This is a genomic window from Streptomyces sp. NPDC093598 (assembly GCF_044764825.1).
Classification (GTDB): Bacteria; Actinomycetota; Actinomycetes; order Streptomycetales; family Streptomycetaceae; genus Streptomyces.
In genome coordinates this window covers 108893-135617 of sequence record NZ_JBIWIV010000008.1, presented here as the reverse complement: position 1 = coordinate 135617, position 26725 = coordinate 108893, and the positions used below count along the sequence as shown (strand labels likewise).

The window sequence follows — 26725 nt, the reverse complement described above, 5'->3', positions numbered from 1 at the left end:
GCATGCGGAAGATACTCGTCGTCGGAGCCGGTCAGTCCGGGCTCCAGATCGCTCTCGGCCTCCAGTCACAGGGGTACGAGGTCACCCTCATGTCCAACCGGACGGCGGACGAGATCCGCACCGGCCGGGTCATGTCCACGCAGTGCATGTTCCACACGGCCCTGCAGCACGAGCGCGATCTCCAGCTGAACTTCTGGGAGTCCCAGGCCCCGAAGATCGAAGGACTCGGCGTCTCGGTCGCCGCCCCCGGTTCCTGGGCCGAAGGCCCCTCCGCCCGCGCCATCGACTGGCTGGGCACGCTCGACGGATACGCGCAGTCCGTCGACCAGCGCGTGAAGATGGCCGGCTGGATGGAGACGTTCGCCCAGCGCGGCGGCCAGCTCGTCATCCACGGCGCGGCCGTCGGCGACCTCGACTACTTCTCCCGCACCTACGACCTGGTGCTCGTCGCGGCCGGCAAGGGCGAGCTGGTCCAGATGTTCGGCCGCGACGCGGAACGCTCCCCCTACAGCGAGCCGCAGCGCGCGCTGGCCGTGGCGTACGTCCACGGCCTCGGCCCGCGCCCCGAGCACCCCGGCACCGAAGCGGTCCGCTGCAACCTCGTGCCGGGTGTCGGCGAACTGTTCGTCATGCCGACCCTGACCACCTCCGGCCGTGCCGACATCCTGTTCTGGGAGGGCATACCCGGCGGCCCGCTCGACGCCTTCAACGGCGTCAAGGACCCCGCGGAGCACCTCTCCCTGACCCTGGAACTCATGGAGCGGTACGTCCCCTGGGAGTACGCGCGGGCCACCAAGGTCGAACTGACCGACGCAGGCGGCACGCTGGCCGGGCGCTACGCCCCCACCGTCCGCAACCCCGTCGGCCGCCTCCCCGGCGGCGGACTCGTGCTGGGTGTGGCGGACGTCGTCGTGGCCAACGACCCGATCACCGGACAGGGCTCCAACTCGGCGTCCAAGTGCGCCGCCGCGTACCTCTCCTCGATCGTCGAGCACGGTGACAAGCCGTTCGACGAGGACTGGATGCGGGCCACCTTCGACCGCTACTGGAACACCGCCCAGCACGTCACCAAGTGGACCAACGCGATGCTCGCGCCGCCGCCGGAGCACATCCTGAACCTGATCGGCGCCGCCGGTGAGATCCAGCCGGTCGCCGACCGCTTCGCCAACGGCTTCAACGACCCGGCCGACTTCGAGAACTTCTTCTACGACCCGGCCAAGACGCAGGCCTACCTGGCCGACGTGTCCGGCGCGGGCGCCGCGTAACCCTCGAAGCCCTCGTCCGGCCCGTCCGTGGCGCCCTCGGGGAGCTCCGGCGGCTCGTAGCGCCGCAGGGGCTTCCCCGTCGGGTCCGGGCGCACGGCGCCCAGGACCGGGTTGGCCGCGATCGGTGACACCTTCACCTTCGCGCCCGGACGGGGTGCCTGGACGACCATGCCGTCCCCGAGGTACAGCGCCACGTGCGTGGCCTCGGGGAAGTACACGACCAGGTCGCCCGGGCGCAGCTGGTCCAGCGGGATCCGCTCCAGCTGCTCCCACTGCTCCTGGCTGGTCCGGGGAATGGGCATCCCGGCCTCGGCCCAGGCCTGCGACGTCAGCCCCGAGCAGTCGTACGTCCCCGGGCCCTCCGCGCCCCACTCGTACGGCTTGCCGAGCTGCCGCACGGCGTAGCGCACGGCCCGGTCGCCCTCGGCCGACGGGGTGCGGACGCTGCTGCTCCCGCCGTGACCGAGCGCGCCGGACGCCATGAACTCCTCCTGCGCCTTCGTGACGCCGTTCCGCTCGAACGCGGCGAGCGCGGTGAGCTGCTCGCGGCTGAGGGAGGCGAGCACTTCCTCGACGTCGTGGAGGCGGGCGCGGACCTCGTCCCGTTCCTTCTTGCGCCGCTCGGTGAGGGCGAGCTGCTCGTCGAGGGCCTTGCGGGCCTTGCGGGCCAGCTCGTGGGCCTTGTGCTCGTTGCCGGTCAGCCGGCCGACGGTGTCCGCCCGCTCCTGTGCGAGCCGGCCGATCACATGCCCCTGCTCGATCGCGTGCTGCGGGTCGCGGGCCAGGAGCAGGCGTACGTAGGGGGAGATGTCGGTGCTGCTCTGGTACTGCTGCCGGGCCAGCCGGCCGGCCGCGCCCCGGCTGTCGTGCAGGGAGAGCCGGGCGCGGGCGAGGGCCCGGTCCAGGCGGTCGGTCTCGGCACGCTGCTCCTTCAGCTTCTCCTCGGTGGCGTTGTAGGCCTCGGTGGCCTTCTCGGCCTTCCTGTACAGCGTCTGAAGATCTGTCAGAAGCTCGGCGACGTGGCGCTGTTCCGTGTCCGGCTCGGGGACGGCCGTGGCCGGGACGGGCACCAGAACGGTTCCGGCCGCCGTCGCCGCGACGCAGACCAGACGCAGAAGCTTTCCTGACATGCCGTCACCTCCGTTGTGCGGGCGGCGTGGTGCCGCCGGACATCGTGAGGATCAGGCGTGGGCGTGCGGTGCGCGCGGTGGGTGTGCGCGGTTCGGCGCAACGGGGTCACCCGTCGGCGTCGTCCGGCTTGCCGGGCGGCGTGGCGTCTGGATCGACGGGGGGTGTGGGGTCCGGCTTCGACCAGGGCCAGTTCAGGCGGCGGGGCGGGACGCCCTCCGGGGCGTACTCGTACTTCCAGCGGTTGGTCAGGCCGACCTTGCCCGGTCCCCGGGGGACGCGGCGGTAGACGAGCACGGTGTCCGGCCCGCCGTCGGGGTCCGGGACGGGGATGCGGTACGTCTTGGGCGGGTGGCCGGTGATGCCGAGGAGGACGGGCAGGACCCTTCCGTCCATGGGGCCGCCCTCGAAGGGGGTCTCTTCGCTCTTCACGGGATCAGTGTCGGACATCCCCGGCGAGGGCCTGGACCAGGGCGTCGGTCTGCGGGTCGCGGCGGGCGGTCACCGTCAGCATCGCCACGAACTGCTCGACGAGCCAGTCGCGGAGTTCCCCGGCGGGCGGTTGCTTGTCCTCGTCGAGCCAGATGAGCGACGACGCCTCCACGGCCGTGATCCACATGCGGACGGTCATGCGCAGGCTCGGACCGGGGCCGGTGACGCCCAGGTGGCTGAGGATGTGCTCGGCGGCGACGCGGCGGACGCCGTCGACGATGGCGGTGGTGCGTGAGGTCTCCACGACGCTGCCGCCCTGGAGGAGGGCGCTGAAGCCGGTGTCGTGCTCGTCGACGAAGGTGAGGTAGCGGTCGAGGGCGCGGGAGAGGCGGCGCAGGAGGGGGCCCTCGCGGGGTTCGTCGAAGCAGTGCTGGAGCTCGTCGGCGGCGGAGCGCAGGGCGGCCTCGTAGAGCTGCTGCTTGCCGCCCGGGAAGTACCGGTACACCAGGGGCCGCGAGACCCCGGCCGCCTCCGCCACGTCGTCGAGGGACACCTCCTCCGGGGCGCGGTGGGCGAACAGGTCCAGCGCGGAGGTGAGCAGCTGGCTGCGGCGTTCCTCGACGCTGAGTCGCCGGTAGGCGGGGGTGGGGGCGGCTGGTGTCATGCCTCGCAGCGTAATCGGGGTGCCGGGGGCTGCGTAGCGGTGGTGCGTGCGCCTCCGCCTGCGGGTGCCCGCGCCTGAGGCCGGGTGGTGGGTCGGGGCCGCGCCGAGGGGCGTCCTGAGACGGCGCGAAGGGATCGCGTACCGGTTCACTCCCCGTCGACGCGCCCACCGCCGCGGGCGGACACCCTCGACCCTCACACCCCCTACGCCAGCAGCCCCGACGACTTCCACAGCCGGCGCCCGACGCCCCGCAGCACCCCGATGTCGTCGAGGAAGTCGGTCAGCCGCTTGGAGCCGTTCTGCATGACCTCCCGGCGGTGGCCGCTCGCCCGTACCTGGGCGAGGGCCTCGCGCCTGTCGAGGCCCACGTTCGTGTAGACGTCGGGATTCACGAAGGCCACCGAGAAGACCCGGGCGAACTCGCCGGAGGTGATGCGGGTGAACTCCTGGGACCACTTGGGGGCCGTCACCATCTGGCGGCGGAGTTCCTCGCGGGCGTAGCGGACGTGGCGGGCCTCCTCCACGACGTGGATGCGGGTGACGCCGCGGACCAGGGTCTGGACGCGCTCGTCGGGGAACGTCAGCCGCTGCATCCAGTCGAGGACCTCCTCGCCCAGCAGGGTCGCCGTGAAAGAACCCGGCGTGGTCGAGATGGTCTTGAACAGACGGCCCAGGTGCTGGTGCGCGCGGCTGACCGGGTACCAGGGCGTGTCGCCCTGGGTTATCAGCCGGGCGAACATCTTGGAGTGCCGGCACTCGTCCTCGATCTCGGTGAGCGCGTAGCGGACGTGCGCGCTCGTCGCCGCCTTGTCGTAGATGTGCCGGACCAGCAGCTGCATCAGGATGATCTCGAACCAGATGCCCAGGGAGGCCAGCGCCGCCGCCTCGTGCTGGGAGAGCAGGATCCGCTGCTCCTCGCCCATCCGCTTCCACAGCGGGGTGTCGTAGAGCGACACCAGCTCCGGCGGCCAGAAGTACTTGCCCTCCTCGAAGGGCGCGTCCCAGTCCAGTTCCTCGTCCGGGTCGAAGGAATGCTTGGCGGAGGAGTCGAGCAGCCGCTGGGCCACCTGCTCCCGGTCCTTCAGCAGGCCGAGGGCATCGCGCAGGCCGTCGAGCGCGTCGGCTTCCGTCAGGGTCGTCATGGCTGCCCACCTCGTTGTGCACACGTCACTGTCGCTCTTATGAGACTGCCTGTCAGCAAGCGCGTCAATCCCCCGCGCGCTACTTGTTGACCCGATGTCTACCTCGTGTGAGCCTGCGGGCATGCCGACCTTCGACCTGTACGCCAAGGAACCGGAAGAGCCCGTCCGACAGGTGCCGGCGAGCGGCGCGGCCCGTTTCAACTGGGAGTACGACGACGGCCGCGAGCGCCTCCTGGCCCTCTACCAGAAGGGCAAGGACAAGCAGTGGGACGGCCAGCAGCGGATCGACTGGGAGCTGGAGGTCGACCCGTACGATCCGCTCGGGACCCCGGACGAGGCGATGTCCCTCCACGGGACGAGGCACTGGGCCAAGCTGACCGAGAAGGACAAGGGTGACCTGCGCCGGCACTACGCCTCCTGGCAGTTCAGCCAGTTCCTGCACGGCGAGCAGGGCGCGATGATCTGCGCCGCCCGCATCGTGGAGTCGGTCCCCGACCTGGACGCCAAGTTCTACTCCGCGACCCAGACCATGGACGAGGCCCGGCACGCCGAGATCTACGGCCGGTTCCTGCACGACAAGATCGGGCTGCTGTACCCGATCAACGACAACCTCCAGTCCCTGCTGGACGACACGCTGCGCGACGCCCGCTGGGACATGCCGTACCTGGGCATGCAGGTGCTGATCGAGGGCCTCGCGCTGGCCGCCTTCGGCATGATCAGGGACACGACGGACAAGCCACTGCCGAAGCAGATCCTCGCCTACGTCATGCAGGACGAGGCCCGGCACGTGGCCTTCGGGCGGATGGCCCTGCGCGACTACTACCGGCAGCTCACGGACGCCGAGTTGAGGGAGCGCGAGGAGTTCGTCATCGAGGGCTGTCACCTCATGCGCGACCGGCTGCGAGGCGTGGAGGTGCTGGAGAACTTCGGCATCCCGAAGGCCGAGGCGGAGGAGTACAGCGAACAGTCCGAGTTCCTCACCCTGTTCCGCAAGCTCCTGTTCAGCCGCATCGTCCCCTGCGTCAAGGACATCGGCCTGTGGGGCCAACGCCTCCAGCAGGCCTACGTCGACATGGGCGTCCTGGAGATGGGCGACTCCAGCCTGGACCTGCTGATGTCCCAGGACGAGGAGATCGCCGAGAAACTCGACGCCGAGCGCTTCGCGGCGGAGGAGAAGGAGCGGGTCGCGGAGGTGCGGGGGGCGATCGACGCGGGGCGGCGAGCCGACGGGTGAGTGCGCTAGAGCGCGCAGCCCAGCCCCTCCGGCACCTCGCCGGTCAGCGGCGTCGCCCCCTGGGGCGGGAACGACGTCCGCAGGGTGAAGGCGTACGGGGTCGGGCCGTGGGTGCGGATGTGGAGGAGGCGGGATTCCGCCTCGGCGACCGTGGGCCGGTGGCCGGCGGGGACCCACCACAGGGTGACCATGGCCTCCTGGACGCGCTCGAACCACTCGCGGCGGCGGGCGAGCATCTCACGGTGCCTGCCCTGGTACATGTACGCGGTCAGGGTGTCGATGTCGCGCCACACCGACATGTTGAGGATCAGCCAGGAGTCGCCGAAGACGGACACGTCCGTGGCGTTGCCGGTGTCGCTCTGAAGACGCCAGACGAAACCGTCGGCCGCGTCGGCGTCGGCGTTCACCGGATCGAGGGCGTCGACGAAGTCCTTCAACTGCGGGGAGTCCAGCGGTGCCTTGAGACGGGCGATGTTGACCTCGGCGAGTTCGTGAGCGGTGGCAGGCTGAGTCATGAACCGAACGTTAGGTCGGGAGCTCCCCGCTGCGGTAGACCCGTCTCACCAATCGGGCGCCCCTCAGCGGGACTTCAGCACCGCCTCCATGACCGCCCGTGCGATCGGCGCCGCGTCACCGCCCCCGCTGAGGTCCCCGCCCTCCGCCTCCGCGTCCTCCACGACGACCGCGACCGCCACCCGCGGCGTCAGTTCGCGGTTCCCCTGCGCCCAGGAGATGAACCAGGCGTACGGCGTACCGCTGTTGCCCAGGCCGTGCTCGGCGGTGCCGGTCTTGCCGCCGACCGTGGCGCCGCGGATCGCGGCCCTGTGTCCGGTGCCGTTCTCGACCACGTCCCGCATCATCGCCCGCAGCCGGACCGCTGTGGACGGGTACATCGCCCGGCGGCTCGCCCGCGAGCCTGCCGTCGCGAGGGTGCTGCCGCCCGGCCGGATCGTGCGCTCCACCAGGTAGGGGTCCCGCACCTGGCCGCCGTTCGCCACGGCCGCCGCGACCATCGCCATCTGGAGCGGTGTGGCCCGGGTGTTGTACTGGCCGATCGACGACAGGGCCAGCTGGGCCTTGTCGAGGGTGGTGTCGAAGGTGGACCGGGCCACCGGGAAGGGGATCCTCAGCTCCGCGTTGTCGAAGCCGAAGGCGTGCGCGGTGGCCGTCATCTCCGTCACGCCCACTTTCACACCGAGCCTGGCGAACACCGTGTTGCAGGACAAGACGAAGGCCTCCCGCACGGAGGCGTCCAGGCAGCCCTCCGACGCGTTCGTCAGCCGCGTCCGCGTCCCGGGCAGCCGGTAGGGGTCGGGGGAGTCGGTCGGCGCTGCGAGGTCGGTGACCACACCGGCGTCCAGCGCTGCGGCCGCCGTGACGACCTTGAAGGTGGAGCCCGGCGGATAGGTCTGCCGCACCGCCCGGTTGAGCATCGGCCGGTCCTTGTCCGCGTGGAGCCGCCTCCAGGCCTCGGCCGCCGCCACGCCGTTGCCGGACAGCGGCTGGGGGTCGTAGGACGGGGCGGACACCAGGGCGAGGATCCGGCCGGTCGACGGCTCCAGCGCCGCCACGGCGCCCTTGCGGCCCGCGAGTCCCCGGTACGCCGCCTGCTGTGCGGCCGGGAGGAGTGTCGTGACGACGTCCCCGCCGGCGTTGCGGGCGCGCGTGAAGTCGTTCCACAGGGGGAACGGCGCGAGCATCGGGTCCGCGCCGGACAGCACGCCGTCCTCGGCGCTCTCCAGGAACGTCGTCCCGTACAGCTGGGAGGCGAAGCCGGTGATCGGCGCGTACAACGGGCCGTCGCTGTAGGTCCGTTCGTAGCGGAGGTGCTCGCGGGTGTCCCTGGAACCGGTGACGGGCCGGCCGCCGACCAGGATGTCGCCGCGGGGCAGCTCGTAGCGGGTGATGTCGGGGCGCCGGTTGGCGGGGTTGCGGTCGTACGACGGGGCCTGGAAGACCTGGACGCGGGCCGCGTTCAGCAGCAGCGCCACCAGCAGCAGGGCGCAGAAGTATCCGGCGTGCCGGATGTGCCGGGTCACCGGGCGTCCTGCCCGTCGTAACTCCGCCGGGCCGAGTCGCTCACCCGGACCAGCAGCGCCACGATCGACCAGTTGGTGACCACCGACGACCCTCCCTGGGCGAGGAACGGCATCGCCATGCCGGTCAGCGGGATCAGCCCGGTCACGCCGCCCGCGATGACGAACACCTGGAGTGCCACCAGTGAGGCGAGGCCGACCGCGAGCAGCCGGCCGAAGGGCTCGCGCTGCGCGAGACCCGCGCGGAAGCCGCGCTCCACCAGCAGGGCGTAGAGGAGGTAGACGGCGCAGAGGCCGGCCAGGCCGAGTTCCTCGCCCGCGGTGGCCAGGATGAAGTCCGACTTCACGGCGAAGCCGATGAGGAAGGAGTGGCCGAGTCCGAGGCCCGTGCCGAGCATGCCGCCCTCCGCGAAGGCGAACAGCGACTGGGCGAGCTGGTTCGCGCCCTCGCCCGCCTCGATGGAGGCGAAGGGGTGCAGCCAGGTCTCGATCCTGCTGTGCACGTGCGGCTCCAGCCGGCCGACGGCGACCGCACCCAGCGAGGCCAGCACCAGGCCGACCGCGATCCAGCCGGTGCGGCCGGTGGCGACGTAGAGGAGGACCACGAACAGGCCGAAGAACAGCAGCGACGTGCCGAGGTCGCGTTCCAGGATCAGCACGCCGACGCTCACCAGCCAGACGGCGACGATCGGGCCGAGGACGCGGCCGGTGGGAAGCTGGAGCTTCCAGATGCGGCGGCCGGTGTAGGCGAGGGCGTTGCGGTTCGCCGCCAGGTACGCGGCGAAGAACACCGCCAGCAGCACCTTCGCGAACTCGCCCGGCTGGATGGAGAACCCGGCGATCCGGATCCACAGGCGGGCCCCGTTCACCGCCGGGAACAGGATCGGCAGCGTGAGCAGCACCAGGGCCGCGACCACGCAGACGTACGTGTAGCGCTGGAGCACCCGGTGGTCGCGCAGCAGCAGGACGACCAGGATGAACAGCGCCACGCCCAGCGTCGACCACACCAGCTGGGCCGGTGCCGCCCGGTCGCCCGGGGTCTCCAGGTCGAGCCGGTAGATCAGCACCAGGCCGAGCCCGTTGAGCAGCACCCCGATCGGCAGGAGCAGGGGGTCGGCGTACGGGGCTCGCAGGCGTACCGCCAGATGGGCCAGCAGCGCCAGCACTCCGAGCCCCGCGCCGTAGCCGGCGGCGCCGGGCGGAAGCGCTCCGTGCCGGGCCAGGCCCACGGCGCAGTAGCCGTACACCGACAGCAGGACGGCCAGCACGATGAGGGCGAGTTCGATGCCCCGGCGCCGGGGGAGGGGGCGGACGGCGGGCGCGGGCGGGTCCGCCGTCGCCACGGTGATTCCGGCCTTGCTCATGTCCGGAACTTACCCAAACAGTGCATCTTGTGTGCCTTCGGGTGACCGAGTGTCAGCACCAGCGTGGCGCGGGGCCGATGTTGTCGATGTACCGGGCCGCACCCCAGGCCCAGGTGCCGTCGGTCAGGAGGTACCAGAGCGGATTGCCCCGCACGGTCTCGCCGCCCGTCTTGCAGAAGATCTTGACGACGTCGCCCCGGTGGACGTACCGGATGATCCGCGAACCGCGGTTCGGGGCGCTGCGCAGCGCCAGCCTGTCCGCTGTGACGACGCCCTTGTAGAGGCGCGGGTCGTGGTGGCCGTTGGGGTCGTGGTGGCCGTTCCCACCGCTCGGGTCGTGGTGACCGTTGCCGCCGTTCGGGTCGTGGTGGCCGTTGCCGCCGTTGGGGTCGTGGTGGCCGTTTCCACCGCTCGGGTCGTGCTGGTGGTTCCCGTTGCCGCCCATCGGGTCCCAGTCGTCCTGCGCATCGGCGGCGGCAGGCGTGACGGCGGCCGCGGCGGCGAGGAGTCCGGCGGCGGTGGCTATGCAGAGGCGGAAGCGCAGGGACATGGGGCTTACCTCCATGTGGGGGCGAAAGTGCTGAAGCTGACTAATCGCCACATTAGGAGCGCCTCTGGAGCGCCGCCCCTCACGCTGGGCCATAGGAGGACGTGCCCCGAGCCCTCACTCCGCCGCCAGTCTCAAGGTGGCCATCGCCCCGCCCTCCGGCGCGTTCGCGAACTCCAGCCGCGCGCCCAGCACCTCGGCCTGCCCCGACGCGATGGTCAGTCCCAGCCCGTGCCCCCGCGTACCGCCCTCCGTGCGGAACCGCTGCGGCCCGTGCGCGACCAGGTACTCCGGAAACCCGTCACCGTGGTCGCGAACGGTCACCACGGGCCCGTCCACGGTCAGCACCACCGGCCCCCGTCCGTGCTTGTGCGCGTTCTCCACGAGATTGCCCAGCACGCGCTCCAGCCGCCGCCGGTCCGTCTCCACGGACACATCCCGTACGACCCTGACCTCCGTGCCGTTCCCCGCCGCCCGCACCGCCCGCTCGGCCAGCGGCCCCAACTGCTCGGTGTCCAGCTCCACCCGCTCCCGCCCGGTGTCCAGCCGCGAGATCTCCAGCAGGTCCTCGGTGAGGGTGCGCAGCGCCGCCACCCGGTCCCGGACCAGCTCCGTCGGACGGCCCGGCGGCAGCAGTTCGGCCGCCGCGTGCAGCCCGGTCAGCGGCGTGCGCAGTTCATGCGCCACATCCGCCGTGAAGCGCTGCTCGGCGAGCAGCTTGCCCTGGAGCGACGCCGCCATGGAGTCCAGCGCGGCGGCGACCGCGGTCACCTCGTCCGGCGGTCCGGCCTTCGTGCGCGGGCCCGTACGGGGGTCGTTCACCCGCGCGTCCAGGTCGCCCGCGCTGATCCGCCGGGCCACCAGCGCCGTGGTGTGCAACCGCCGCGTCACCCGCGTCACCGCGAACGCCCCGACCAGCAGCGTCGCCCCGATCGCCAGGCCCGACGACCACACGATCGCCCGGTCGAGGCCGTCGATCGTGCGGGCCTGCTGCGAGTAGTCGACCGCCACGGCCAGCGCCCGGCCGCCGTCGACGGGGCCCGCCGCCCACATCGTGGGGCGTCCCGCGCGCTCGGCGACCATCGTGCCGCGGTCCCCCGCCACCGCCAGGTCTCGCAGCTCCCGGGGCAGCTCCGGCGGATCCACCCCGGCGCCCGGCCGGAGCGTGTCCCCGGCCTCGTACCGCTCCGTCGCCTGCGTCAGCCGCTGCAACGCCTGGACCCGGGCCTGGCCGACCGTCTGGTTCGTCACCTGCACATGCACCAGGACGCCGAGCAGCGCCGCCAGCGCGCAGCACATCACCGTGATGAAGGCGGCGGCCTTCGCGGCGAGCGTCCCGGACCACTGGGGGAGCACGGGTCTCATCCGCCGCTCGCCGAGGGAGAGACGGACGGGGAGTCGGACGGGGAGTCGGACGGGGCGTCGGACGGGGCGTCGGACGCGGAGACGGACGGGGAGTCGTTCGCGGAGACGGCAGGCGAGGCCGACGGGTGCCGGGAGTGCTTGCGCGGACCGGTGCGCAGCATCTCGTCATGGGTGAGCAGCATGGCCCGCTGGTCCCGGTCCCAGGTCCACTGGAGGCGGTACTCGTACCCGGCGACCTCCGACGGCGAGCGGATGACCAGGGAGCGCCCGGCCAGCTCCACACCGCTGAGCGCGTCCTCCCACGCCATCACCTGCACCAGCCGGTGCTTCTCGACGGTGTAGACGCGGACCGCGGTCGTCTTGCCGGGCAGCAGCGGGAAGCCCAGCGTCAGATCGTCGCGCCCGTCGCCGGTCAGGTCCCGGTAGTACGGCCTGAGCACCGGGCACTTCCCGTGCCCCGTGCCCTTCGCGCAGTCGGCCATCTCACGCCTCGTGTCGCGGTAGGGCGCCTTGGCGCCGTCGTAGTCGCCCGGGTTCCCGGCGATCTCGGCCCGGACGATCTCGACCGGGTCGACCCGTCGGATGTCGTCGCCGGGGACCTTCACCCCCTTGACCACCTCGGTGTTCACCTCGCCGATCTCGAAGGCCGGACTCGACGCCGGTGTCAGCTCCGGCCAGAGCCGGGCCGGCCCCTGCGCCGTCGGGGTCGACCCCGCGCCCTCCAGGCCACCGGCGTCCCCGCAGCCCACGGCGGTGGCCAGCACGAGGGCGACGACGGCGAGGCGACGGGCGGCCTTTCCGGGGCGGCTGAGGGGCACTGCACTCCTGGCGTTTCGTGGGTGATCGCACGGGCGGACGCGACCGTCGGCCGCGTACACCTTATTCGTAGGGAAGTCCCATTTGCGCGAGAGGGCAGCCGTATGCGCGCAGCCGTACGCACGCAGGCGCCTGTCTGTCGTGCTACTCGGTGAGCTCCTCCAGCAGCCGGGCCGTGGCCAGCCCGGCCCGCAGGTACTCGACGAACAGGTCGTTGTGCAGGGCCCAGGGCGAGCGGCGGGCCCGGATCAGCCGGATCGCCGCCTCGGCGGAGCTGCCCTGGCGCATCAGCGCGTGCGCGACGACGAGACCGGAGCGGTTGTACCCGTGGTAACAGCGGACCAGGACCCTGCGCCCCTCGCCGATCGCCTCGCACGCCGCCTCGGCCAGCCGGATCACCCCGGCCAGCTGCGTCCCGTCCAGCGGCCCGTCGGGGATGGGCCACACATGGTGCCGGACGCCCGGATCGGGCCCGTGCCCCGGCAGCCGCAGCAGCGTCTGCACGAGATCGAACTCGTTCCGTACGACGGCGAACTCCAGATGCCCCAAGGCCCCCGTGTACTCGTGGCCGCCCATCCAGAGGCCGGGGACGACCTCGCTCCACGGGCTCTGGGGAGCGGGTACGTCGGGTTTACTGCGGGTACGCAACGGCGCCTCCCCACCATCACCGCCCGAGGGTCCGCGGGCAGGCCCAACTCCTCACAAAGGTAACCGGGTTCTTGCCCCCGCAGCACCCCGCCTGTTCCCATGGACTGGGGTGATGGTGCATGAACGGACTGCGCGTCATACCGACCTGGCGGCACGGCCGTGAGCGGCTGTACGTCTGCCTCCCGGACGGCCGGAACATCGCCTGGTACGACCGTGAGGCGGCCCGGGTGAACCTGCTCGGCGAGGACCGCGAGGACGACGTCCTGCGGGCCCTCGGGCCCTTCATCACCGGTGAGGTGACGGTGGGGCCGCCCCCGGTGCCGACCCCCGCCGAACTGGCCCGCCTCGCTCTCCACCCCGACGACGACCTGGCCCCCAACCGCCCCGGCGAGGCCCTCATCGTCGCCCTCGATCGCGACCCCGGCCCGACTCGCCGGCTGCGCCCCGATCCCCGCCGCAGGGCCCTGGCCGCCGAGCAGGCAGTGGGAGACGCCCTGGACCGCCTGGACGGCGCCGGCTGGCACGCCCTGCACTCCGTGCCACTCCCCGGCGGCGACCGCATCCACCACCTGCTGATAGGCCCCGGCGGCCTCTACGCCGTCCACACCCTCCACGCCCGCAAGCAGCGCGTCACCATCACCGACCCCATGATCACGCTGGGCCGCCGCGACCCCCACCCCCTCCTGCGCCGCCTCCGCACCGACGCCGACCGCGCCTCCCACGCCCTGACGGCAGAGGTCCGCCCGGTACTCGTCCTGGTCGACCCGGCGGGGGTGTCCGTCCCGACCGCCCCACGGGAGGTCCACGTCCTGACGGCCACGGAGATGGAGGGACTGGCCCACCGGGGCGGAGTCCTGAAACCGGCGGACGTGGAGGCCCTGCACGCGATGGCCCGTGACCGGAACACGTGGGCTCGGGTGTGAGCGTGAGGTGTACCGGAGTCGGCCGGGCGGGTCGAGGGTGCTCCGGGGGCCGGGAGCGGGCCTGCCGCTGCCGAGCGGGTGCCGGCTGATCGCGTCCTGGCGCCGGGCGAACGGCGTGAGCGCCTGCCCGGGCAGTCCGGCCGCGTGCTCTCCGACCGGTTCTCCAGCACGAGCATCCGCCGACTGACGGCCCGGGCCGCGTGCCCCGGGCCGGACGGGACACCTGACCACGGCGGCGGCCCGGCGTCGTCGAGAACCGGAGCCGGCAGGGCCGTCGTGGCGCTGTCCGTGCGCAGGCGATGTACCGCGCCCGGTGCACGGAGGCCACGGCGGGCCTCGCCACCGAGGATCCGGCTGCTGCCGCGCCGCGATCCGCCGGCTGTCCGGCTACGGCAGCGTCCCCGCCGCGTCCGCGTCCAGCAGCGGAGCGAGCAGGTCCCCGTAGTCCTGGACCCGCGGGGCGATGTCCCCGGCACGGAAGTCCAGCCGGCCGGGCCCACGGCACTCCTCGATCTCCTGCCAGGTCACCGGCGCCGAGACGGTCGGTTCCGCGCGGGCCCGGAGGGTGTAGGGGGTCGCCGTCGTCTTGCGCGCGGCGTTCTGGCTCCAGTCGACGAAGACCTTCCCCGGGCGCAGACTCCTGGTCATCCGGTGGAGCGCGAGCCGGGGCATGGCCTTCTCGGCCTCGACGGCGAGCGCCTTGGCGTACTCGGACACCCGCTCGGAGGAGGCCCCGCGCACGGCGGCGAGCAGATGCAGCCCCTTCGAGCCGGAGGTCTTGGCGTAGGTCTCGATGCCGTCCCGCGCGAGCCGTTCCCGCAGCCACAGCGCGACCTCGCAGCACTGCACGATGCTCGCCGGCGCCCCCGGATCGAGGTCGAAGACGATCCGGTCGGCCTCGTTCGGCGTGTCGACGAGCCACTGGTGGGTGTGGAACTCGGTGACGAGGTTCGCCGACCACATCAGGCTCGGCAGATCCTGCACGAGGACCATTCGCGAAGGCCCCTCGACCCGGGGCACTTCTGCGGTGGTGACCCACTCGGGCGTACCCGGCGGCACGTTCTTCGTGAAGAACACCTGCCCGTCCGGCCCGTCCGGATACCGCAGGAAGGACACCGCCCGACCGCGCAGATGGGGCAGCAGGACCTCGGCGACGGTGGCGTAGTAGTGCAGCACCTCGCCCTTGGTGAAGCCGGTGGCGGGATACAGCACCTTCTCCAGATTGCTGAGAGGGAGCCGTCGCCCCTCCACCTCCGTGATAGGCGCCATACGATAAGAATCCCACGCAAACCATGACGAACACTCCCGAGCGTGACCGGAAGGGTGCTGCACGTGAGATCCATCTGGAACGGCGCCATCTCGTTCGGCCTGGTCAGCATTCCGATCAAGCTGGTGAACGCCACCGAGAGCCACTCGATCTCCTTCCGTCAGATCCACACCGAGGACGGCGGCCGCATCCGCTACCGCAAGTTCTGCGAGCTGGAGGACCGCGAGGTCACGCAGGGAGAGATCGGCAAGGGCTACGAGGACGCGGACGGCTCGATCATCCCGATCACCGACGAGGACCTGTCCAGCCTGCCGATCCCCACGGCCAAGACGATCGAGATCGTCGCCTTCGTCCCGGCCGACCGGATCGACCCGCTCCAGATGGACGCCGCGTACTACCTTCAGGCCAGCGGCGCCCCGGCGGCGAAGCCCTACACCCTGCTGCGCGAGGCGCTGAAGCGCAGCAACAAGGTGGCGATCGCGAAGTTCGCCCTGCGGGGACGGGAGCGCCTGGGCATGCTCAGGGTCGTCGGCGAGGCCATCGCCATGCACGGCCTGCTGTGGCCGGACGAGGTCCGCGCCCCCGAGGGCCTGGCCCCCGACACCAACGTCACCGTCCGTGACCAGGAACTGGATCTGGCGGACGCGCTGATGGACACCCTGGGCGAGGTCGACCTGGAGGACCTGCACGACGAGTACCGCGAGGCCGTGGAGGAGGTCATCGCCGCGAAGGCCGCGGGCGAGGCCCTGCCCCAGGCCCCGGAACCGGCCTCGGGCGGCAAGGTCCTGGACCTGATGGCGGCCCTGGAGAGCAGCGTCCGCGCGGCCCGCGAGTCCCGGGGCGAGGAGGCCGAGCACGCCGAGGTCAAGTCGCTCCCGCAGCGCAAGACGACCCGTGCGGCCCCCAAGCAGACCGGCGGCAAGAAGTCGACCTCCACCGCGAAGAAGACGGCGGCCAAGAAGACCGCGGCGGCGAAGAAGTCGACGGCCAAGTCGGGCCAGGACACGGCGAAGAAGTCGGCGTCGAAGAGCACCGCGAAGAAGACGACGGCGAAGAAGTCGGCGTCCCGCAAGCGCTCGGCCTGACGGTACGGCCGGCTCCCGCCCGGGTACTCCAGCTCAGGGGCGAGGCACGGGTACTCCACCTCAGGGGGAGGGCACGGGTACCCCACCACCTCAGGGGGAGGCGCGAGCACTCCACCTCAGGGGGAGGCGCGAGCACTCCACCTCAGGGGGGAGGCGCGAGCACTCCATTTCAGGGGGGAGACCGGAGGGCACCATGCCGCAGCCCACGGACCACCACACCGACGACGCGATCGACATCCACTTCATCGGCAACGCGACGGTACTGCTGTCCTACGGCCCGCTCACCCTGCTCACCGACCCGAACTTCCTGCACCGGGGTCAGTACGCCTACCTCGGCTACGGTCTGCTGAGCCGCCGTCTGACCGAACCGGCCGTCGACGTCCACGAGCTGCCCCGCCTCGACGCCATCGTGCTGTCACACCTGCACGGCGACCACTGGGACCGCCGCGCCCGTCGCCACCTGGACCACACGGTGCCGATCCTGACCACACCGCACGCCGCCCGCCGCCTCAGGGCCGTGCACGGATTCCACCGCACGGCGGGGCTGCGCACCTGGAAGGCGCTCACCCTCCAGCGCGACGGCGCCCAGGTCACGGTCACCGCACTGCCGGGCCGGCACGCCGGCCACGCGATGCTGCGCAGGATGCTGCCGCCGGTGATGGGAAGCATGCTGGAGTTCGGCCCCGCCGGGGGACCGCCCCGGATGCGGCTCTGTCTCTCGGGCGACACCCTCGTGTACGACGGCCTCGACGAGATCACCGAACGCTTCCCGGCCGCCGATCTCGCCGTCCTCCACCTGGGCGGCACCCGCCTCCCCGGCGGCTTCGTGGTCACCATGGACGGCTCCCAGGGCGCCGAACTGGCCCGCCGCCTCGATCCCCGGCTCGTGCTGCCCGTGCACTACGGGGACTACACGGTGATGCGCTCGCCCCTGTCCGACTTCCTGGCCGAGGCCGACCGGATCGGCCTCGGCGAACGGGTCATCCACTGCGGCCACGGCGAACACGCCCGCGTGCCGTGCGCTCCCGGGGCGGCCCCGAAGGTCTACTGACCGGGACCCTCGGCCGACGAGCGGCAGCAGCCCTCAGGCCACCCGCCTGCCCTCCTGCTCGGACTCGTCCTCCTCTTCCTCATCCGGCAGATGGACGTCGCCGACGGCGATGTTGACCTCCACGACCTCGAGTCCGGTCATCCGCTCCACCGCGTTGATGACGTTGGTCCGGACGTCCGCGGCGGTGTCGGCGATGGCGGCGCCGTACTCGACGACCACATCGAGATCAACGGCGGCCTGGCGCTCGCCGACCTCCACCTTCACCCCCTGGGCGACCCCACTGCCCCCGCCCCCGCCCGGCACCCGCTGACGCACAGCCCCGAAGGCCCTGGTCATCCCGCCACCGAGGTGGTGCACCTCCGGAATCTCCCGGGCCGCCATGCCCGCGATCTTCGCGACGACCGGGTCCGCGATGGCGGTGCTTCCGCGGGTGCCGGGAGCACCCTTGCCGTCCTGCGATGTGTTCCTGCGCTGAGTGGTCTCCGTCATGACCGTCACCTCGATGATCGGTGAGGGGATGAGCAGCATCGTTCCTCTCCACGGTAGAACAATGGTGCATATGGGGCGAAAGTACCCTTCTGTTCCCCACCCTTCCCGGGTGTGGCCGCCCGCGTCCTGCCGCGCGCACGCTGGGAAGGGCACGACCTCGGCGACATGGAAACGAGGTAGCGGGCATGACCACCACGCACCCGGGAAGCGCCCCTGCGTCCCTGGGTCCCTGCGGGAATGGGCCACCGGCCTGACCGCTTTCGCGGCATCGTGCCCATGATCAGCGGCATCTCGACATCATGCCGGGCATCGCGGAGATCGCCGAGGACGACATCTTCGCCTCGACACGGAACTACGTCTTCGCGTTCGACCTCAGCGCCTGGGGCTGGATCCACCTCGCCCTCGGCATGCTCGCCTTCGTCGTCAGCTTCGGCCTGTTCATGGCATCGACCTGGGCTCGCGTCCTGGGCGTGGGCATCACCGGCCTCGTCATCATCGCCCTCTCGGGGTTCATCATCCGGGCCCTGTGCGTGATGAGAGGCGTGATGAGAAAGGACGACGCGTCCGTCCCGTTCGAGAGGGCACCGAACACCTGAAAACGGGGTCTTGCCGTGTTCCTGCCCGAATCCGCAGCGGAAAGGGCATCCGCCGGGGACTAGCTTCCGCTGCGCATCATCGACATCAGCAGTCCGTGGGTCTCGTCGTCGGCGGCAACCACAAGCCCACCCCCTGCCTCATCCACCGGGGCGCCGTCGATCCCGGTGACAACGCAGCCGGCGGCCCGGCACAAAGCGATGCCGGCCGCGAAATGCACGCTCCCGGAGAAGTCGTTGCCATCGGTGACGTACGCGGCGCGCTTGCCGGCAGCGACCCAGGCCAACGCCAGTGTCGTGGAGACGACGCGCGGCCGGAAACGTGCGCCGAACTCAGGGTGGGCCAGCAGATCCACGGCCCGGAATCCGGGCGCACCGGGGAACGGCGGATCCAGGTTCACGTCCACCAATCGGGTAGCGGGCGTGGGCGTCAGCAGTGCGTCGTCCGCCCTGTCATGCCGCACCCAGGCGGTCTCCCCGTCGGTGAAGAACACCTCGCCGCTGAACGGGTCGGCCACCGCCGCCGCCCCCTCGCGCAGCGCCACGTTGACGGCAACCAACATGTTGCCGACGGCGTAGTTCAGCGTGCCGCACAGGGGATCCACCAGCCACTGACGCGCACCGTCCGCGGCACCCTGGTGCCCGCCTTCCTCCCCGAGCACCGCGTCATCGGGCCGTGCGGCACGGATGACGCCGAGGATCGTCTTCTCGGCCTCCACATCGGCGGCGGTGGCAAAGTCCCCGGCACCCTTGTCGATGCGGTGGAGCCGCTGGCCGTACATCTCGCGCACCACGCCCGCGCCCCGGCTATCGCGACCGCAACATCGTCGGAACTCGCGTATGAGTCGATCACGCCGTGCACACTACCGAGGCGAAGCTACGGCCCCCGCGAACCTCCCCGGTCAGAGCACCAGCAGTGCGGCGCCGGAGGCGAAGTGCCATCGGTTGTATCGGGAGCAGCTCGATCGCAGGTTCGTGGCGATCAGCGCGCAACAACGACAAAGAGCGGGACCCAGTAAGACTGACTCCCGCTCTCTCACGTCGGCATCCGCCCAGGTCACATACCAAATTTGGTAGGTGGTTTGGCGAGTGCCCCCGGCAGGATTCGAACCTGCGCACACGGCTCCGGAGGCCGCTTGATGGTTGCGTGTCTCTGCTGGTCAGAGGTATGGAGGGTGCTCGGCAAGTGTGCCCCCGTCCACGTATAGGCCGCGCTTCACATACCCGACGTTGAGCGAGTTCTCACCGGCTGACGGCGAGAGCTAGTGCCTTGCGGGGTCCGTGTGGCGCGGCGCGCAGACTGGTGCAAGCGGATCAACCCGTACCGGTGCCCGCCGGCGCCGCTGAGTGGATGCGGAGAGCGTGATGACCTCGGACAACGTCGCAGGGTGGTCACGTCAACGACGCCACCAGCATGGAGTTGTGGGGTGACCCGATCCTTTCGTGGTCCCGGACCGACGACCTACGAGGATGTAGTCCTCGACGAGCAACGATCGCTTCTCCCAGCATCTGGCGATCTTGCTGTACCCGTGACTGGTCGAATCTTGATCGCCTACGCTGCACAACAAGACGCATGTAGAGCAGTGGTGGGGGACAGCTATGCCCGACGAGGTCGCATTAGAAGCGGTAGTGGCACCACGCGCCTCAGCACTGATGGACTCGCTTCGCGCTTTCGGCTACGACATGGCTACTGCGCTCGCCGATCTTGTCGACAACAGCCTGGCAGCCTCGGCTGGGGAAGTACGTGTGGAGTTCAGCACCGATGAGGGTGCTGCCTGGGTCGCAGTCGTCGACGACGGCGATGGCATGACCGAGCAAGAGCTTCATGAAGCTGTCCGCTTCGGTGGAAGCGGCCCCACGAAGGAGCGGAAGACAGGCGATCTGGGGCGTTTCGGCCTTGGACTGAAGACGGCATCTCTGTCGCAGTGTCGCGTGCTCACTGTACTGTCCCGCACGCCCCATGGCCTCGCATGTCGAACGTGGGACATAGACCTGGTCCGTGCTGCTGACGACTGGCGAGTCCGTGTCGTGGCCGATGAAGAAGCCGCCGACATCGCGACGAGAATCGGCTTCACCGGGGCGGGCACCATGGTTCTGTGGAGGCGGCTCGATCACGCTGGCGAAGGGCCGGTACTCGCCCGGAAACTGGGACAAAGTCGCAGCCGACTGCGTATGTGGTTCCACCGTTACATCGCGCGTGGCCGGCTGCGACTCATCGTCGGTGGCCACGTACTGACCCCGTGGGATCCATTTTGCCGCCAGCACGTGGCGACGCAGGACTTGGGGACCGAGCGGTTGGAGGCCGGAGGGCAGGTTCAAGTCATTCCGTACGTCCTGCCCCATCCATCCCGGCTGAGTGAGGCCGAGATCAAAGACGGTGCGGGACCTCGTGGCTGGAACGCGCAACAAGGCTTCTACGTCTACCGCGGGGACAGGATGGTTTCTGCTGGTGGTTGGCTCGGCCTGCCCGAGATGGTCATAGCGCCGCAGACTCGCCTGGCGAGAATAGAGATCTCCATGGACCCCGCTTCGGACCATGTCTGGCAGGTGGATGTACGCAAGTCCCGGGTACACCCGCCTGCTGGTCTCGAGGAAGATCTCACGAGACTCGCCGTCGCTGCCCGCGAGGCGTCGGTCGCTGTGTTCCGCCGGAGGGTCACCCAGGCGGCGGGACGGCAGGGACGGGACCGTGAGCTCACCTTCGGGTGGATCCAAGAACGCAGACACGGCACGTCTCGGTATCTGGTCAACCGTCAGCATCCGGTTGTGCAAGCCGCGCTGGCCGCGGATGGAGGAGCACATGTCGAAGCCGTGCTCCGCATGGTGGAGCGAACCCTGCCTGTTGGTGTGATCGCCATCGAGGCTGAGAACGACTTGGGGCGCACACCCCAAGCGGCGCTGGAAGGGGTGGAGGAGGCCGAAGCCAGGGCAGACCTTGCAGTGATGCTTGCGGCTCTACCCGATGATGCGCAGGCCCGGGCAACTGCCGTTCGTGCTCTGGCGTCTGTTGAGCCGTTTAACCGATTCCCCGACATGGTCGCAGAGATCGTCGGTCAGATGAGCCCGGGAGTGTGACGTTGAGTAGCGATCCTATGACCCTCGCTCTGCGTATGGCTGAGGCGATGCTGCTGGAAACGGAGAAGTCGAACCGTACGCCGGAAACACTCAGGAGTATCGCGGAGACAGTCCGGACCATGTTGGCCGCGACGGGGAAGGACGTCTCCGCAGAGCAGATCGCTCGGGAGTTGGAGGCCCGATTTGACGTGTGGGTGCCCCCTGCGGTCCATATCGAAGACCCGTACGATCACCAGCCCTGGCTGTCGGACCGTCAAGAAAAGATCGAGTGGGCATACTGGGATCGGTACAGGACATGGCTGACGCATCGTTCGGGATGGAAGCCACCCACGGTGGAGGCGCTCAGCGATTCCACGAATACAGTGCTCTCTTTGCTTGAGAGTCCTGAGCGTCCGGGTGAATGGTCGGTGAAGGGCCTGACCTACGGACAGGTGCAGTCGGGCAAGACGGCGAACTACACCGGCCTCATCTGTAAGGCTGTCGATGCTGGCTACCAGGTTGTCGTCGTTCTCACCGGCGCACACGAGAGCCTCCGTCACCAGACACAGGCCAGGTTGGACCTGGAGTTCCTCGGTTTCAACAGCCGCTTCACACGCCAACAGACTGACGATTCGACCTACATTGGGGTCGGGAACCTGAGCATGAAAAACCCGCCGTTGTGTCTGTCGATCACGACTCGGGACAAGGACTTCAGCGCGAGTGTCTTTGAGAGCACGCCCGTAGATCCGCGTCGTGTTCGCCTGCTGGCCGTTGTAAAGAAGAACGCCCGAATCCTGGAAAACCTGAGAGACTGGCTGGGGAACTTCACAGCCACGCAGGAAGATGGCCGCCGGCTCATTAGGGACCTGCCGCTTCTCTTGATCGACGACGAGGCTGACTATGCGTCGGTGGACACCCGAAAGCCCCGGCGCGGAAAGAGCGCCAGCGACTCGGAGCACGATCCGACGCGGATAAACCAGTGTATCCGCGACCTGTTGAACCTATTCGAGAAGCGCGCGTACGTAGGGTACACAGCCACGCCCTTTGCGAACATCTTCATAGACGACCGGACCGATCACCCCGACTATCGGGATGATCTATTTCCCCGCAATTTCATGGTGGCGCTACGTCCGCCGACCAATTACTGCGGTCCTGAAATAGTATTCGGCTTGGACGACGCGTCGGCAGACGTCATCCGCGAGCCGCTGCCCGTCATCCGGGCGGTGGCGGACGAGGCGCTGTGGGTACCTGACGGCCACGGCAAGGAGCATCAGCCCCACCGGTTGCTGCCCAACTCCCTGCGACAGGCGCTGGATTCTTTTGTGTTGGCGACAGCGGTACGCAAAGCCCGGACCGAGTATCTGGGCAGTCGGTCCGGCCACAACACGATGCTCGTGCATGTCACCCGGTACAAAGCGGTTCAGTTCGCGGTAGCCCGGCAGCTGACGGACCATTTCACCGGTATGGACAACCTTTGGGGGGACCGGGGGGCTGCTGGATCCGCACTCCGGTTGCGTCTGAGGGAGTTGTGGGAGAACGACTTTGTTCCCACGTACACGGAGCTCTCCGAGCGCAGCGACCTTCCCGGGCTGATAGGTGAGTCGGTCACCTGGGAGCAGGTTGAGTCGTTGATCGCTGGTGTCCTCTCCGAGTGCGCCGCTGGAGTGAAGACCATCAACGGTGATGCCGCCGACGTCTTGGAATACGAGGCGAGCACGCCGGCGACCGTGGTTGCGGTCGGCGGTGACAAGCTCTCCAGGGGCCTGACCCTGGAGGGACTCACGGTTTCCTACTACTTGAGGACGTCCAAGACCTACGACACGCTCATGCAGATGGGGCGCTGGTTCGGTTACCGGCCCGGCTATCTGGACGTCACCCGGCTCTACACCACCAAGGAGCTAGTGGATTCCTATGTCCACGTGACTCGCGCCAGCCGCGAATTGATGGACCTTGTGTCCTACCTGGCTGAGACCGGCCGTACGCCGGAGGACGTGGGAATGCGTGTGCAAGACGGCTACGAGCACCTGCAAGTCACCGCAGCGGCCAAGATGCGCAACTCCACCTCAGTGTCTCTGTGCTCCTCCGGACAACGGCCGGAGACCCTCTACATGCGCACCAATGAGAAGGCTCTGCGGGACAACCATGCGCGCTTGGAGCGGCTGGTGGCCGCGGTGGAAGGCTGCGACGAAGTACCTCAACCATTGCGGCGCGGTGCGCAAGGCTTCTTCCGCCAAGGCGTGCCTGCTTCGGCCGTGGTGCAGTTTCTTGATGGGTTCGCTGCCTCTCCCCGCACCCTGCAGGCCAACCCGCAGACTCTCGTCGACTACATCTCTCAACAGAACAGCCGCGGTGAGTTGATCAGGTGGACCGTCGCGGTGACGACCGGCAATGCGCCTCGCACTTTCACGCTCGACGGCCGGGAACTGCGCATGGTCAAGCGCAAGCTGGCAGGCCTTCAGGAGACCATCGCTGCGGGCACGGACTACCAGGTGGGTGTGCTGGTGAGTCCGGTCCATGAAGCTATCGGTCTGCCGGTTGAGGCCTACCGGCAGCTGGCCAGCGGAGCGGAGAGTAAGGAAGGGGCGACCGGTAGGGCGGCCTCGCGGGCCAGTGGCCATGCGATCCGCAGCCGCAGGGACCCGGCTGAGGGTCTTCTCCTCGTCTATCCGGTGGACCCAGGCGACCAGGTCGACGGCGTCCGGCCCAAGGGACTTCCCCTAGTGGGCTATGCACTGTCCCTGCCGGTCTCCACCACTGCACGACCAAAGCGCTACCGGGTCAACGACATCTATCTGCGGGAGCTGCAGAAAATGCTTTCCGGAGCGGGCGACGATCCCGAGGAGGGCGACGAGTGACGCGGGTAACTCCCCAGAATGTAGCCGAGTCCTTCACCGCTATCGAGCAAGCCCGGGCCGCGTCCCACGGCAGTTCAAGGCGTCGGCTCCTACCTGACCACCCCCTCGACGTCTTCCTCGAAGTGCGGTTTCCCGGGCGAGAGCGCGCCCTGGTGATCGCGAGCGGCGAGCGGCTAGGGGACAGACAGCTCGTCATGGCCAATGGTTTGACCTGCTCGTTTCGGGAGGGGTACGTAGAAGTCGTGGCGCAGCCGACCACGGACGCGCACATCTTCTGCACCCTGCTTGCCGATCTCGTCGATCACCTTGAGCGCACGTCAGTCGCCCCTGCTGCGGCAGTGGTGCGCAGGATCGCCTCCTGGCAGCGGGTGCTGGGCCGGGGATTGGGAGGGGTGCTGAGGCCCGAGGCCAGGATCGGTCTCTTTGGTGAGCTACTGGTCCTGCGGGACGTCGTTCTCCCTGCCTGTGGTCGGGACGCCGTTTCGAGATGGTTGGGGCCGGCGGGCGGAGTGCGGGACTTTGCCTGGGGGGCGTGGGGCCTGGAAGTCAAGACGGTGTCTGGTGGCCGCCGCAACAACCCCCTGCGGTGCCGCATCCATGGAGAGGAGCAGCTGGATGAGGGCCCGCTCGACTACCTGGCGCTCGTGCACCAGCAACTGCGCAGCGATCAGGCGGGGTCGAGTTTGTGTGATCTCGTCGACGAGCTGCGGGCCCACCCCAGCGTTGAAGGGCAAGAGGCGGTACTAGAGAACTGCCTTGTCGAGGCCGGGTGGTTTGACGTGCATCGCAGTCACTATGAGGGCGAGCGCTGGCAGTTGGATGCGCGCCGGTGTTACCGGGTCACCGAAACTTTCCCGAGGCTGGTGCCACACCTGCTACCTGAGGGCATATCCAGCTTGTCGTACGATCTGGACCTTGGTGCCTGCGGGCAGGCCTTGGTCGAGGAGGCTCAGGTTCTGGCCGTGCTGGGCACCGGTGTGCACCACCCTGGGGAGGGGGACGGTTGAGCGAGAACGAGCTCACGGAGTTCGCGGAGTATCTCTATGAGGACGCGCGAGCGCGCACGGATTCTCCCGTGGGCACGAGGTTCAACGGTGCTTTCGTCGATGTCTTCCGCGAGTATCTCGTCGAGGACGGAGTCTTGGAGGACATCGAGCCCTGCTACTGCCGGAAGCAGCTCGGCCGCAGTACGGCTGAGGTTTATGGATATGCGCTTAACGATAGCGGATCGGTTCTGGACATCGTCACGGCGGAGCATGGATGGAAGGCCCAGACGATTCATAAAGCCGATGTCCAGCGTGCCCTGCGCCGGGCTCAGATCTTCGTGGAGAGGTGCCGTAAGGGCTTCCATCTGGAAATGGATGAGACTGACCCCGTTTATTCGATGGCGCAGAGAATTCACGAGGCTTGGTCAGACATCAACCGTGTTCGCATATTCCTCTTCACAGACGCCCGGCTTACCGTCGAGTCGATGCCTCCGGGGGAGACGGAAGGGCTGCGGTGTACCTATGAGTTGTGGGACATCGTCCGGCTGCACCGGCTCGCTTCTTCTGGGCGTCGTGAGGAAGAGACCGTGATCGAGCTCGCCGAGCCTCTCCCATGCCTGAATGCGCCAGGTGACGCAGACTTCGACTGCCTCCTGACGGTCTTGCCGGGCCAACTGCTGGCTGACCTCTACAAGGAGCACGGTGGCCGTCTGCTCCAACGCAACGTTCGCGCGTATCTACAGGCCCGTGGCAAGGTCAACAAAGGCATCAGTGAAACAGTGCGCCAGGAGCCCGGACGCTTCCTCGCGTACAACAACGGTGTGTCCGCTACTGTGACCACTGCGGACACAGCGGCGGTGCCGGGCGGCGGGTTGCTATTGACCCGACTGGTCGACCTCCAGATCGTCAACGGAGGACAGACCACAGCTTCTCTTCATCACATGATGCAGAAGGGTGTCGACCTTTCTCAGGTCAGAGTGCCGGCGAAAATCACCGTCGTTCGGCAGGAGATGCTGGACGAGCTCGTCCCGAACATCTCGCGCTTCGCCAACTCTCAAAATGCAATCAAAGAAGCTGATCTCCAAGCCAACAGCCCATACCATCGCAGGCTGCAGGCACTGTCACGGTCGATCTGGGCGCCAGCCCCCGAGGGCAGCACACGTCAATCTCGCTGGTACTACGAACGTGTCCGCGGACAGTACCAGGTGGACCTGAGCGCCCTAGAGAAGCAGGCAGAGAAGACGAGGTTCACGCGCGAGTACCCGCTGGCTAAGAAGTTCGGCAAGACAGATCTGGCCAAGTACGAGCTCACCTACCTGGGGCGCCCACACGACGTGTGTTTGGGAGCGGAGAAGTGCTTCCGAGTTTGGACGACGGATGTCGTCGACTGCTTCGAGGGCTCGCCTGACGCTGGCCATTTCAAGCACTTGGTGGCCAAGCGCATTCTCTTTGAGCACACCCGCAAGGCGATCCAGAAGATGAGACTGGGCGGCTACTTGGGACCGACCACCGCCTACGCAGTGGCGCTCTTGATCGACCGGTATCGCAACCAGGTTGATCTGGACGATATCTGGCGTGCACAGGCCCTTCCTCAATGGGTCGATGACCTCGTGCCTGAACTGGCGGTAGACATCGTACGACCGCTGCTGGTGGCTGCCCCGGGCTCGGGAAACGTCACCGAGTGGTGCAAGAAGTCCAAATGTTGGGACACGGTCCGCGCAGTGGACTGGGGCCCGCGCCCCTAACGGGCCGTCTGAAGAGGACCCGAGTGGGGTGGCACG

24 protein-coding genes are annotated in these 26725 nt (G+C 69.0%); 10 read left to right on the top strand and 14 right to left on the bottom strand.

What is annotated here, in order from left to right; all coding sequences use genetic code 11:
* Positions 1–2: 2 nt before the first annotated feature.
* On the top strand, positions 3–1265 hold the full coding sequence (locus ACIRDU_RS23760; RefSeq protein WP_403582406.1) for a styrene monooxygenase/indole monooxygenase family protein: 1263 nt from the start codon (positions 3–5) through the stop codon (positions 1263–1265).
* Here ACIRDU_RS23760 and ACIRDU_RS23755 read toward each other — a convergent pair.
* The 4 genes from ACIRDU_RS23755 to ACIRDU_RS23740 form a co-directional block, all read right to left on the bottom strand.
* Positions 1229–2395: an NlpC/P60 family protein gene (locus ACIRDU_RS23755; protein WP_403582405.1), complete on the bottom strand. Its 1167-nt coding sequence runs from the start codon at positions 2393–2395 to the stop codon at positions 1229–1231. The genes ACIRDU_RS23760 and ACIRDU_RS23755 overlap by 37 nt on opposite strands.
* A 106-nt stretch (positions 2396–2501) precedes the next feature.
* Entirely contained in the window at positions 2502–2825 is a 324-nt protein-coding gene (locus tag ACIRDU_RS23750; RefSeq protein ID WP_403582403.1) for a hypothetical protein, read from the bottom strand.
* Between the two features lie 4 nt (positions 2826–2829).
* The gene (locus tag ACIRDU_RS23745; protein WP_403582401.1) at positions 2830–3489 is read right to left on the bottom strand and encodes a TetR/AcrR family transcriptional regulator; all 660 of its coding nucleotides are present in this window, start codon (positions 3487–3489) and stop codon (positions 2830–2832) included.
* A 203-nt stretch (positions 3490–3692) separates the two neighbouring features.
* The gene (locus tag ACIRDU_RS23740) at positions 3693–4631 is read right to left on the bottom strand and encodes a diiron oxygenase (RefSeq protein ID WP_403582400.1); all 939 of its coding nucleotides are present in this window, start codon (positions 4629–4631) and stop codon (positions 3693–3695) included.
* 121 nt (positions 4632–4752) lie between these two features.
* Between ACIRDU_RS23740 and ACIRDU_RS23735 the strand changes: the two genes are divergently transcribed.
* The gene (locus tag ACIRDU_RS23735) at positions 4753–5865 is read left to right on the top strand and encodes a ferritin-like domain-containing protein (protein ID WP_403582399.1); all 1113 of its coding nucleotides are present in this window, start codon (positions 4753–4755) and stop codon (positions 5863–5865) included.
* Positions 5866–5870: 5 nt separating this feature from the next.
* Here ACIRDU_RS23735 and ACIRDU_RS23730 read toward each other — a convergent pair whose 3' ends face one another.
* The 7 genes from ACIRDU_RS23730 to ACIRDU_RS23700 all read right to left on the bottom strand — a co-directional run bounded on the left by ACIRDU_RS23730 (position 5871) and on the right by ACIRDU_RS23700 (position 12641).
* Complete coding sequence (locus ACIRDU_RS23730) at positions 5871–6380, bottom strand: DUF3291 domain-containing protein (RefSeq protein ID WP_403582397.1); 510 nt, start codon at positions 6378–6380, stop codon at positions 5871–5873.
* A gap of 63 nt (positions 6381–6443) precedes the next feature.
* Positions 6444–7904 (bottom strand): penicillin-binding transpeptidase domain-containing protein, encoded by a 1461-nt coding sequence (locus ACIRDU_RS23725; protein WP_403582395.1) that lies wholly within the window; start codon positions 7902–7904, stop codon positions 6444–6446.
* The gene (locus ACIRDU_RS23720; RefSeq protein ID WP_403582393.1) at positions 7901–9265 is read right to left on the bottom strand and encodes an FtsW/RodA/SpoVE family cell cycle protein; all 1365 of its coding nucleotides are present in this window, start codon (positions 9263–9265) and stop codon (positions 7901–7903) included. The genes ACIRDU_RS23725 and ACIRDU_RS23720 overlap by 4 nt, the downstream gene beginning before the upstream one ends.
* A gap of 52 nt (positions 9266–9317) precedes the next feature.
* On the bottom strand, positions 9318–9815 hold the full coding sequence (locus ACIRDU_RS23715; RefSeq protein ID WP_403582391.1) for an SH3 domain-containing protein: 498 nt from the start codon (positions 9813–9815) through the stop codon (positions 9318–9320).
* 114 nt (positions 9816–9929) lie between these two features.
* Positions 9930–11177: an ATP-binding protein gene (locus tag ACIRDU_RS23710; protein ID WP_403582389.1), complete on the bottom strand. Its 1248-nt coding sequence runs from the start codon at positions 11175–11177 to the stop codon at positions 9930–9932.
* On the bottom strand, positions 11174–11995 hold the full coding sequence (locus ACIRDU_RS23705; protein WP_403582388.1) for a hypothetical protein: 822 nt from the start codon (positions 11993–11995) through the stop codon (positions 11174–11176). The genes ACIRDU_RS23710 and ACIRDU_RS23705 overlap by 4 nt, the downstream gene beginning before the upstream one ends.
* 142 nt (positions 11996–12137) lie before the next feature.
* Positions 12138–12641, bottom strand: a complete 504-nt coding sequence (locus ACIRDU_RS23700; protein ID WP_403582387.1) for a dual specificity protein phosphatase family protein — start codon at positions 12639–12641, stop codon at positions 12138–12140.
* A 119-nt stretch (positions 12642–12760) separates the two neighbouring features.
* Here ACIRDU_RS23700 and ACIRDU_RS23695 point away from each other — a divergent pair, with 119 nt between their 5' ends.
* Positions 12761–13564, top strand: a complete 804-nt coding sequence (locus ACIRDU_RS23695) for a nuclease-related domain-containing protein (RefSeq protein WP_403582385.1) — start codon at positions 12761–12763, stop codon at positions 13562–13564.
* Positions 13565–13951: 387 nt separating this feature from the next.
* Here ACIRDU_RS23695 and ligD read toward each other — a convergent pair whose 3' ends face one another.
* A complete protein-coding gene (gene ligD, locus ACIRDU_RS23690) occupies positions 13952–14833 on the bottom strand; it encodes a non-homologous end-joining DNA ligase (RefSeq protein ID WP_403582383.1) in 882 nt (293 codons plus the stop codon).
* 54 nt (positions 14834–14887) lie between these two features.
* Between ligD and ACIRDU_RS23685 the strand changes: the two genes are divergently transcribed.
* Both ACIRDU_RS23685 and ACIRDU_RS23680 read left to right on the top strand, forming a co-directional pair.
* On the top strand, positions 14888–15916 hold the full coding sequence (locus ACIRDU_RS23685; RefSeq protein WP_403582630.1) for a Ku protein: 1029 nt from the start codon (positions 14888–14890) through the stop codon (positions 15914–15916).
* Between the two features lie 193 nt (positions 15917–16109).
* Positions 16110–16967 (top strand): MBL fold metallo-hydrolase, encoded by an 858-nt coding sequence (locus tag ACIRDU_RS23680; RefSeq protein ID WP_403582382.1) that lies wholly within the window; start codon positions 16110–16112, stop codon positions 16965–16967.
* A gap of 33 nt (positions 16968–17000) precedes the next feature.
* Here the strand turns inward: ACIRDU_RS23680 and ACIRDU_RS23675 are convergent, their stop codons facing one another.
* Positions 17001–17456 (bottom strand): Asp23/Gls24 family envelope stress response protein, encoded by a 456-nt coding sequence (locus tag ACIRDU_RS23675; protein WP_403582627.1) that lies wholly within the window; start codon positions 17454–17456, stop codon positions 17001–17003.
* 299 nt (positions 17457–17755) lie between these two features.
* Here ACIRDU_RS23675 and ACIRDU_RS23670 point away from each other — a divergent pair, with 299 nt between their 5' ends.
* Positions 17756–18052 carry a hypothetical protein gene (locus ACIRDU_RS23670; RefSeq protein ID WP_403582380.1) on the top strand — a complete coding sequence of 99 codons (297 nt, stop codon included), beginning with the start codon at positions 17756–17758 and terminating at the stop codon, positions 18050–18052.
* 59 nt (positions 18053–18111) lie between these two features.
* Here the strand turns inward: ACIRDU_RS23670 and ACIRDU_RS23665 are convergent, their stop codons facing one another.
* Positions 18112–18843, bottom strand: coding sequence for an inositol monophosphatase family protein (locus tag ACIRDU_RS23665; protein WP_403582378.1), 732 nt, complete (start codon positions 18841–18843; stop codon positions 18112–18114).
* A gap of 805 nt (positions 18844–19648) precedes the next feature.
* On the opposite strand from ACIRDU_RS23665, the gene ACIRDU_RS23660 reads away from it, so the two are divergent.
* The 4 genes from ACIRDU_RS23660 to ACIRDU_RS23645 are packed head-to-tail and all read left to right on the top strand — an operon-like array spanning position 19649 to position 26689.
* Positions 19649–21124: an ATP-binding protein gene (locus tag ACIRDU_RS23660; protein WP_403582376.1), complete on the top strand. Its 1476-nt coding sequence runs from the start codon at positions 19649–19651 to the stop codon at positions 21122–21124.
* Positions 21125–21159: 35 nt separating this feature from the next.
* On the top strand, positions 21160–23958 hold the full coding sequence (locus ACIRDU_RS23655) for a Z1 domain-containing protein (protein WP_403582374.1): 2799 nt from the start codon (positions 21160–21162) through the stop codon (positions 23956–23958).
* Entirely contained in the window at positions 23955–24965 is a 1011-nt protein-coding gene (locus ACIRDU_RS23650; RefSeq protein WP_403582372.1) for a PD-(D/E)XK motif protein, read from the top strand. Before ACIRDU_RS23655 ends, ACIRDU_RS23650 begins: the two co-directional genes overlap by 4 nt.
* A complete protein-coding gene (locus ACIRDU_RS23645) occupies positions 24962–26689 on the top strand; it encodes an AIPR family protein (RefSeq protein ID WP_403582371.1) in 1728 nt (575 codons plus the stop codon). The genes ACIRDU_RS23650 and ACIRDU_RS23645 overlap by 4 nt, the downstream gene beginning before the upstream one ends.
* Positions 26690–26725: the final 36 nt, after the last annotated feature.

Excerpts from the sequence above, each read along its gene's own strand:
- ACIRDU_RS23715 (WP_403582391.1), bottom strand. The coding sequence starts at position 9,815 with ATGTCCCTGCGCTTCCGCCTCTGCATAGCCACCGCCGCCGGACTCCTC.
- ACIRDU_RS23720 (WP_403582393.1), bottom strand. The coding sequence starts at position 9,265 with ATGAGCAAGGCCGGAATCACCGTGGCGACGGCGGACCCGCCCGCGCCC.
- ACIRDU_RS23655 (WP_403582374.1), top strand. The coding sequence starts at position 21,160 with ATGGCTGAGGCGATGCTGCTGGAAACGGAGAAGTCGAACCGTACGCCG.
- ACIRDU_RS23680 (WP_403582382.1), top strand. The coding sequence starts at position 16,110 with ATGCCGCAGCCCACGGACCACCACACCGACGACGCGATCGACATCCAC.
- ligD (WP_403582383.1), bottom strand. The coding sequence starts at position 14,833 with ATGGCGCCTATCACGGAGGTGGAGGGGCGACGGCTCCCTCTCAGCAAT.
- ACIRDU_RS23660 (WP_403582376.1), top strand. The coding sequence starts at position 19,649 with ATGCCCGACGAGGTCGCATTAGAAGCGGTAGTGGCACCACGCGCCTCA.
- ACIRDU_RS23695 (WP_403582385.1), top strand. The coding sequence starts at position 12,761 with ATGAACGGACTGCGCGTCATACCGACCTGGCGGCACGGCCGTGAGCGG.
- ACIRDU_RS23670 (WP_403582380.1), top strand. The coding sequence starts at position 17,756 with ATGCCGGGCATCGCGGAGATCGCCGAGGACGACATCTTCGCCTCGACA.
- ACIRDU_RS23730 (WP_403582397.1), bottom strand. The coding sequence starts at position 6,380 with ATGACTCAGCCTGCCACCGCTCACGAACTCGCCGAGGTCAACATCGCC.
- ACIRDU_RS23740 (WP_403582400.1), bottom strand. The coding sequence starts at position 4,631 with ATGACGACCCTGACGGAAGCCGACGCGCTCGACGGCCTGCGCGATGCC.
- ACIRDU_RS23745 (WP_403582401.1), bottom strand. The coding sequence starts at position 3,489 with ATGACACCAGCCGCCCCCACCCCCGCCTACCGGCGACTCAGCGTCGAG.
- ACIRDU_RS23755 (WP_403582405.1), bottom strand. The coding sequence starts at position 2,395 with ATGTCAGGAAAGCTTCTGCGTCTGGTCTGCGTCGCGGCGACGGCGGCC.
- ACIRDU_RS23710 (WP_403582389.1), bottom strand. The coding sequence starts at position 11,177 with ATGAGACCCGTGCTCCCCCAGTGGTCCGGGACGCTCGCCGCGAAGGCC.
- ACIRDU_RS23760 (WP_403582406.1), top strand. The coding sequence starts at position 3 with ATGCGGAAGATACTCGTCGTCGGAGCCGGTCAGTCCGGGCTCCAGATC.
- ACIRDU_RS23735 (WP_403582399.1), top strand. The coding sequence starts at position 4,753 with ATGCCGACCTTCGACCTGTACGCCAAGGAACCGGAAGAGCCCGTCCGA.
- ACIRDU_RS23675 (WP_403582627.1), bottom strand. The coding sequence starts at position 17,456 with ATGACGGAGACCACTCAGCGCAGGAACACATCGCAGGACGGCAAGGGT.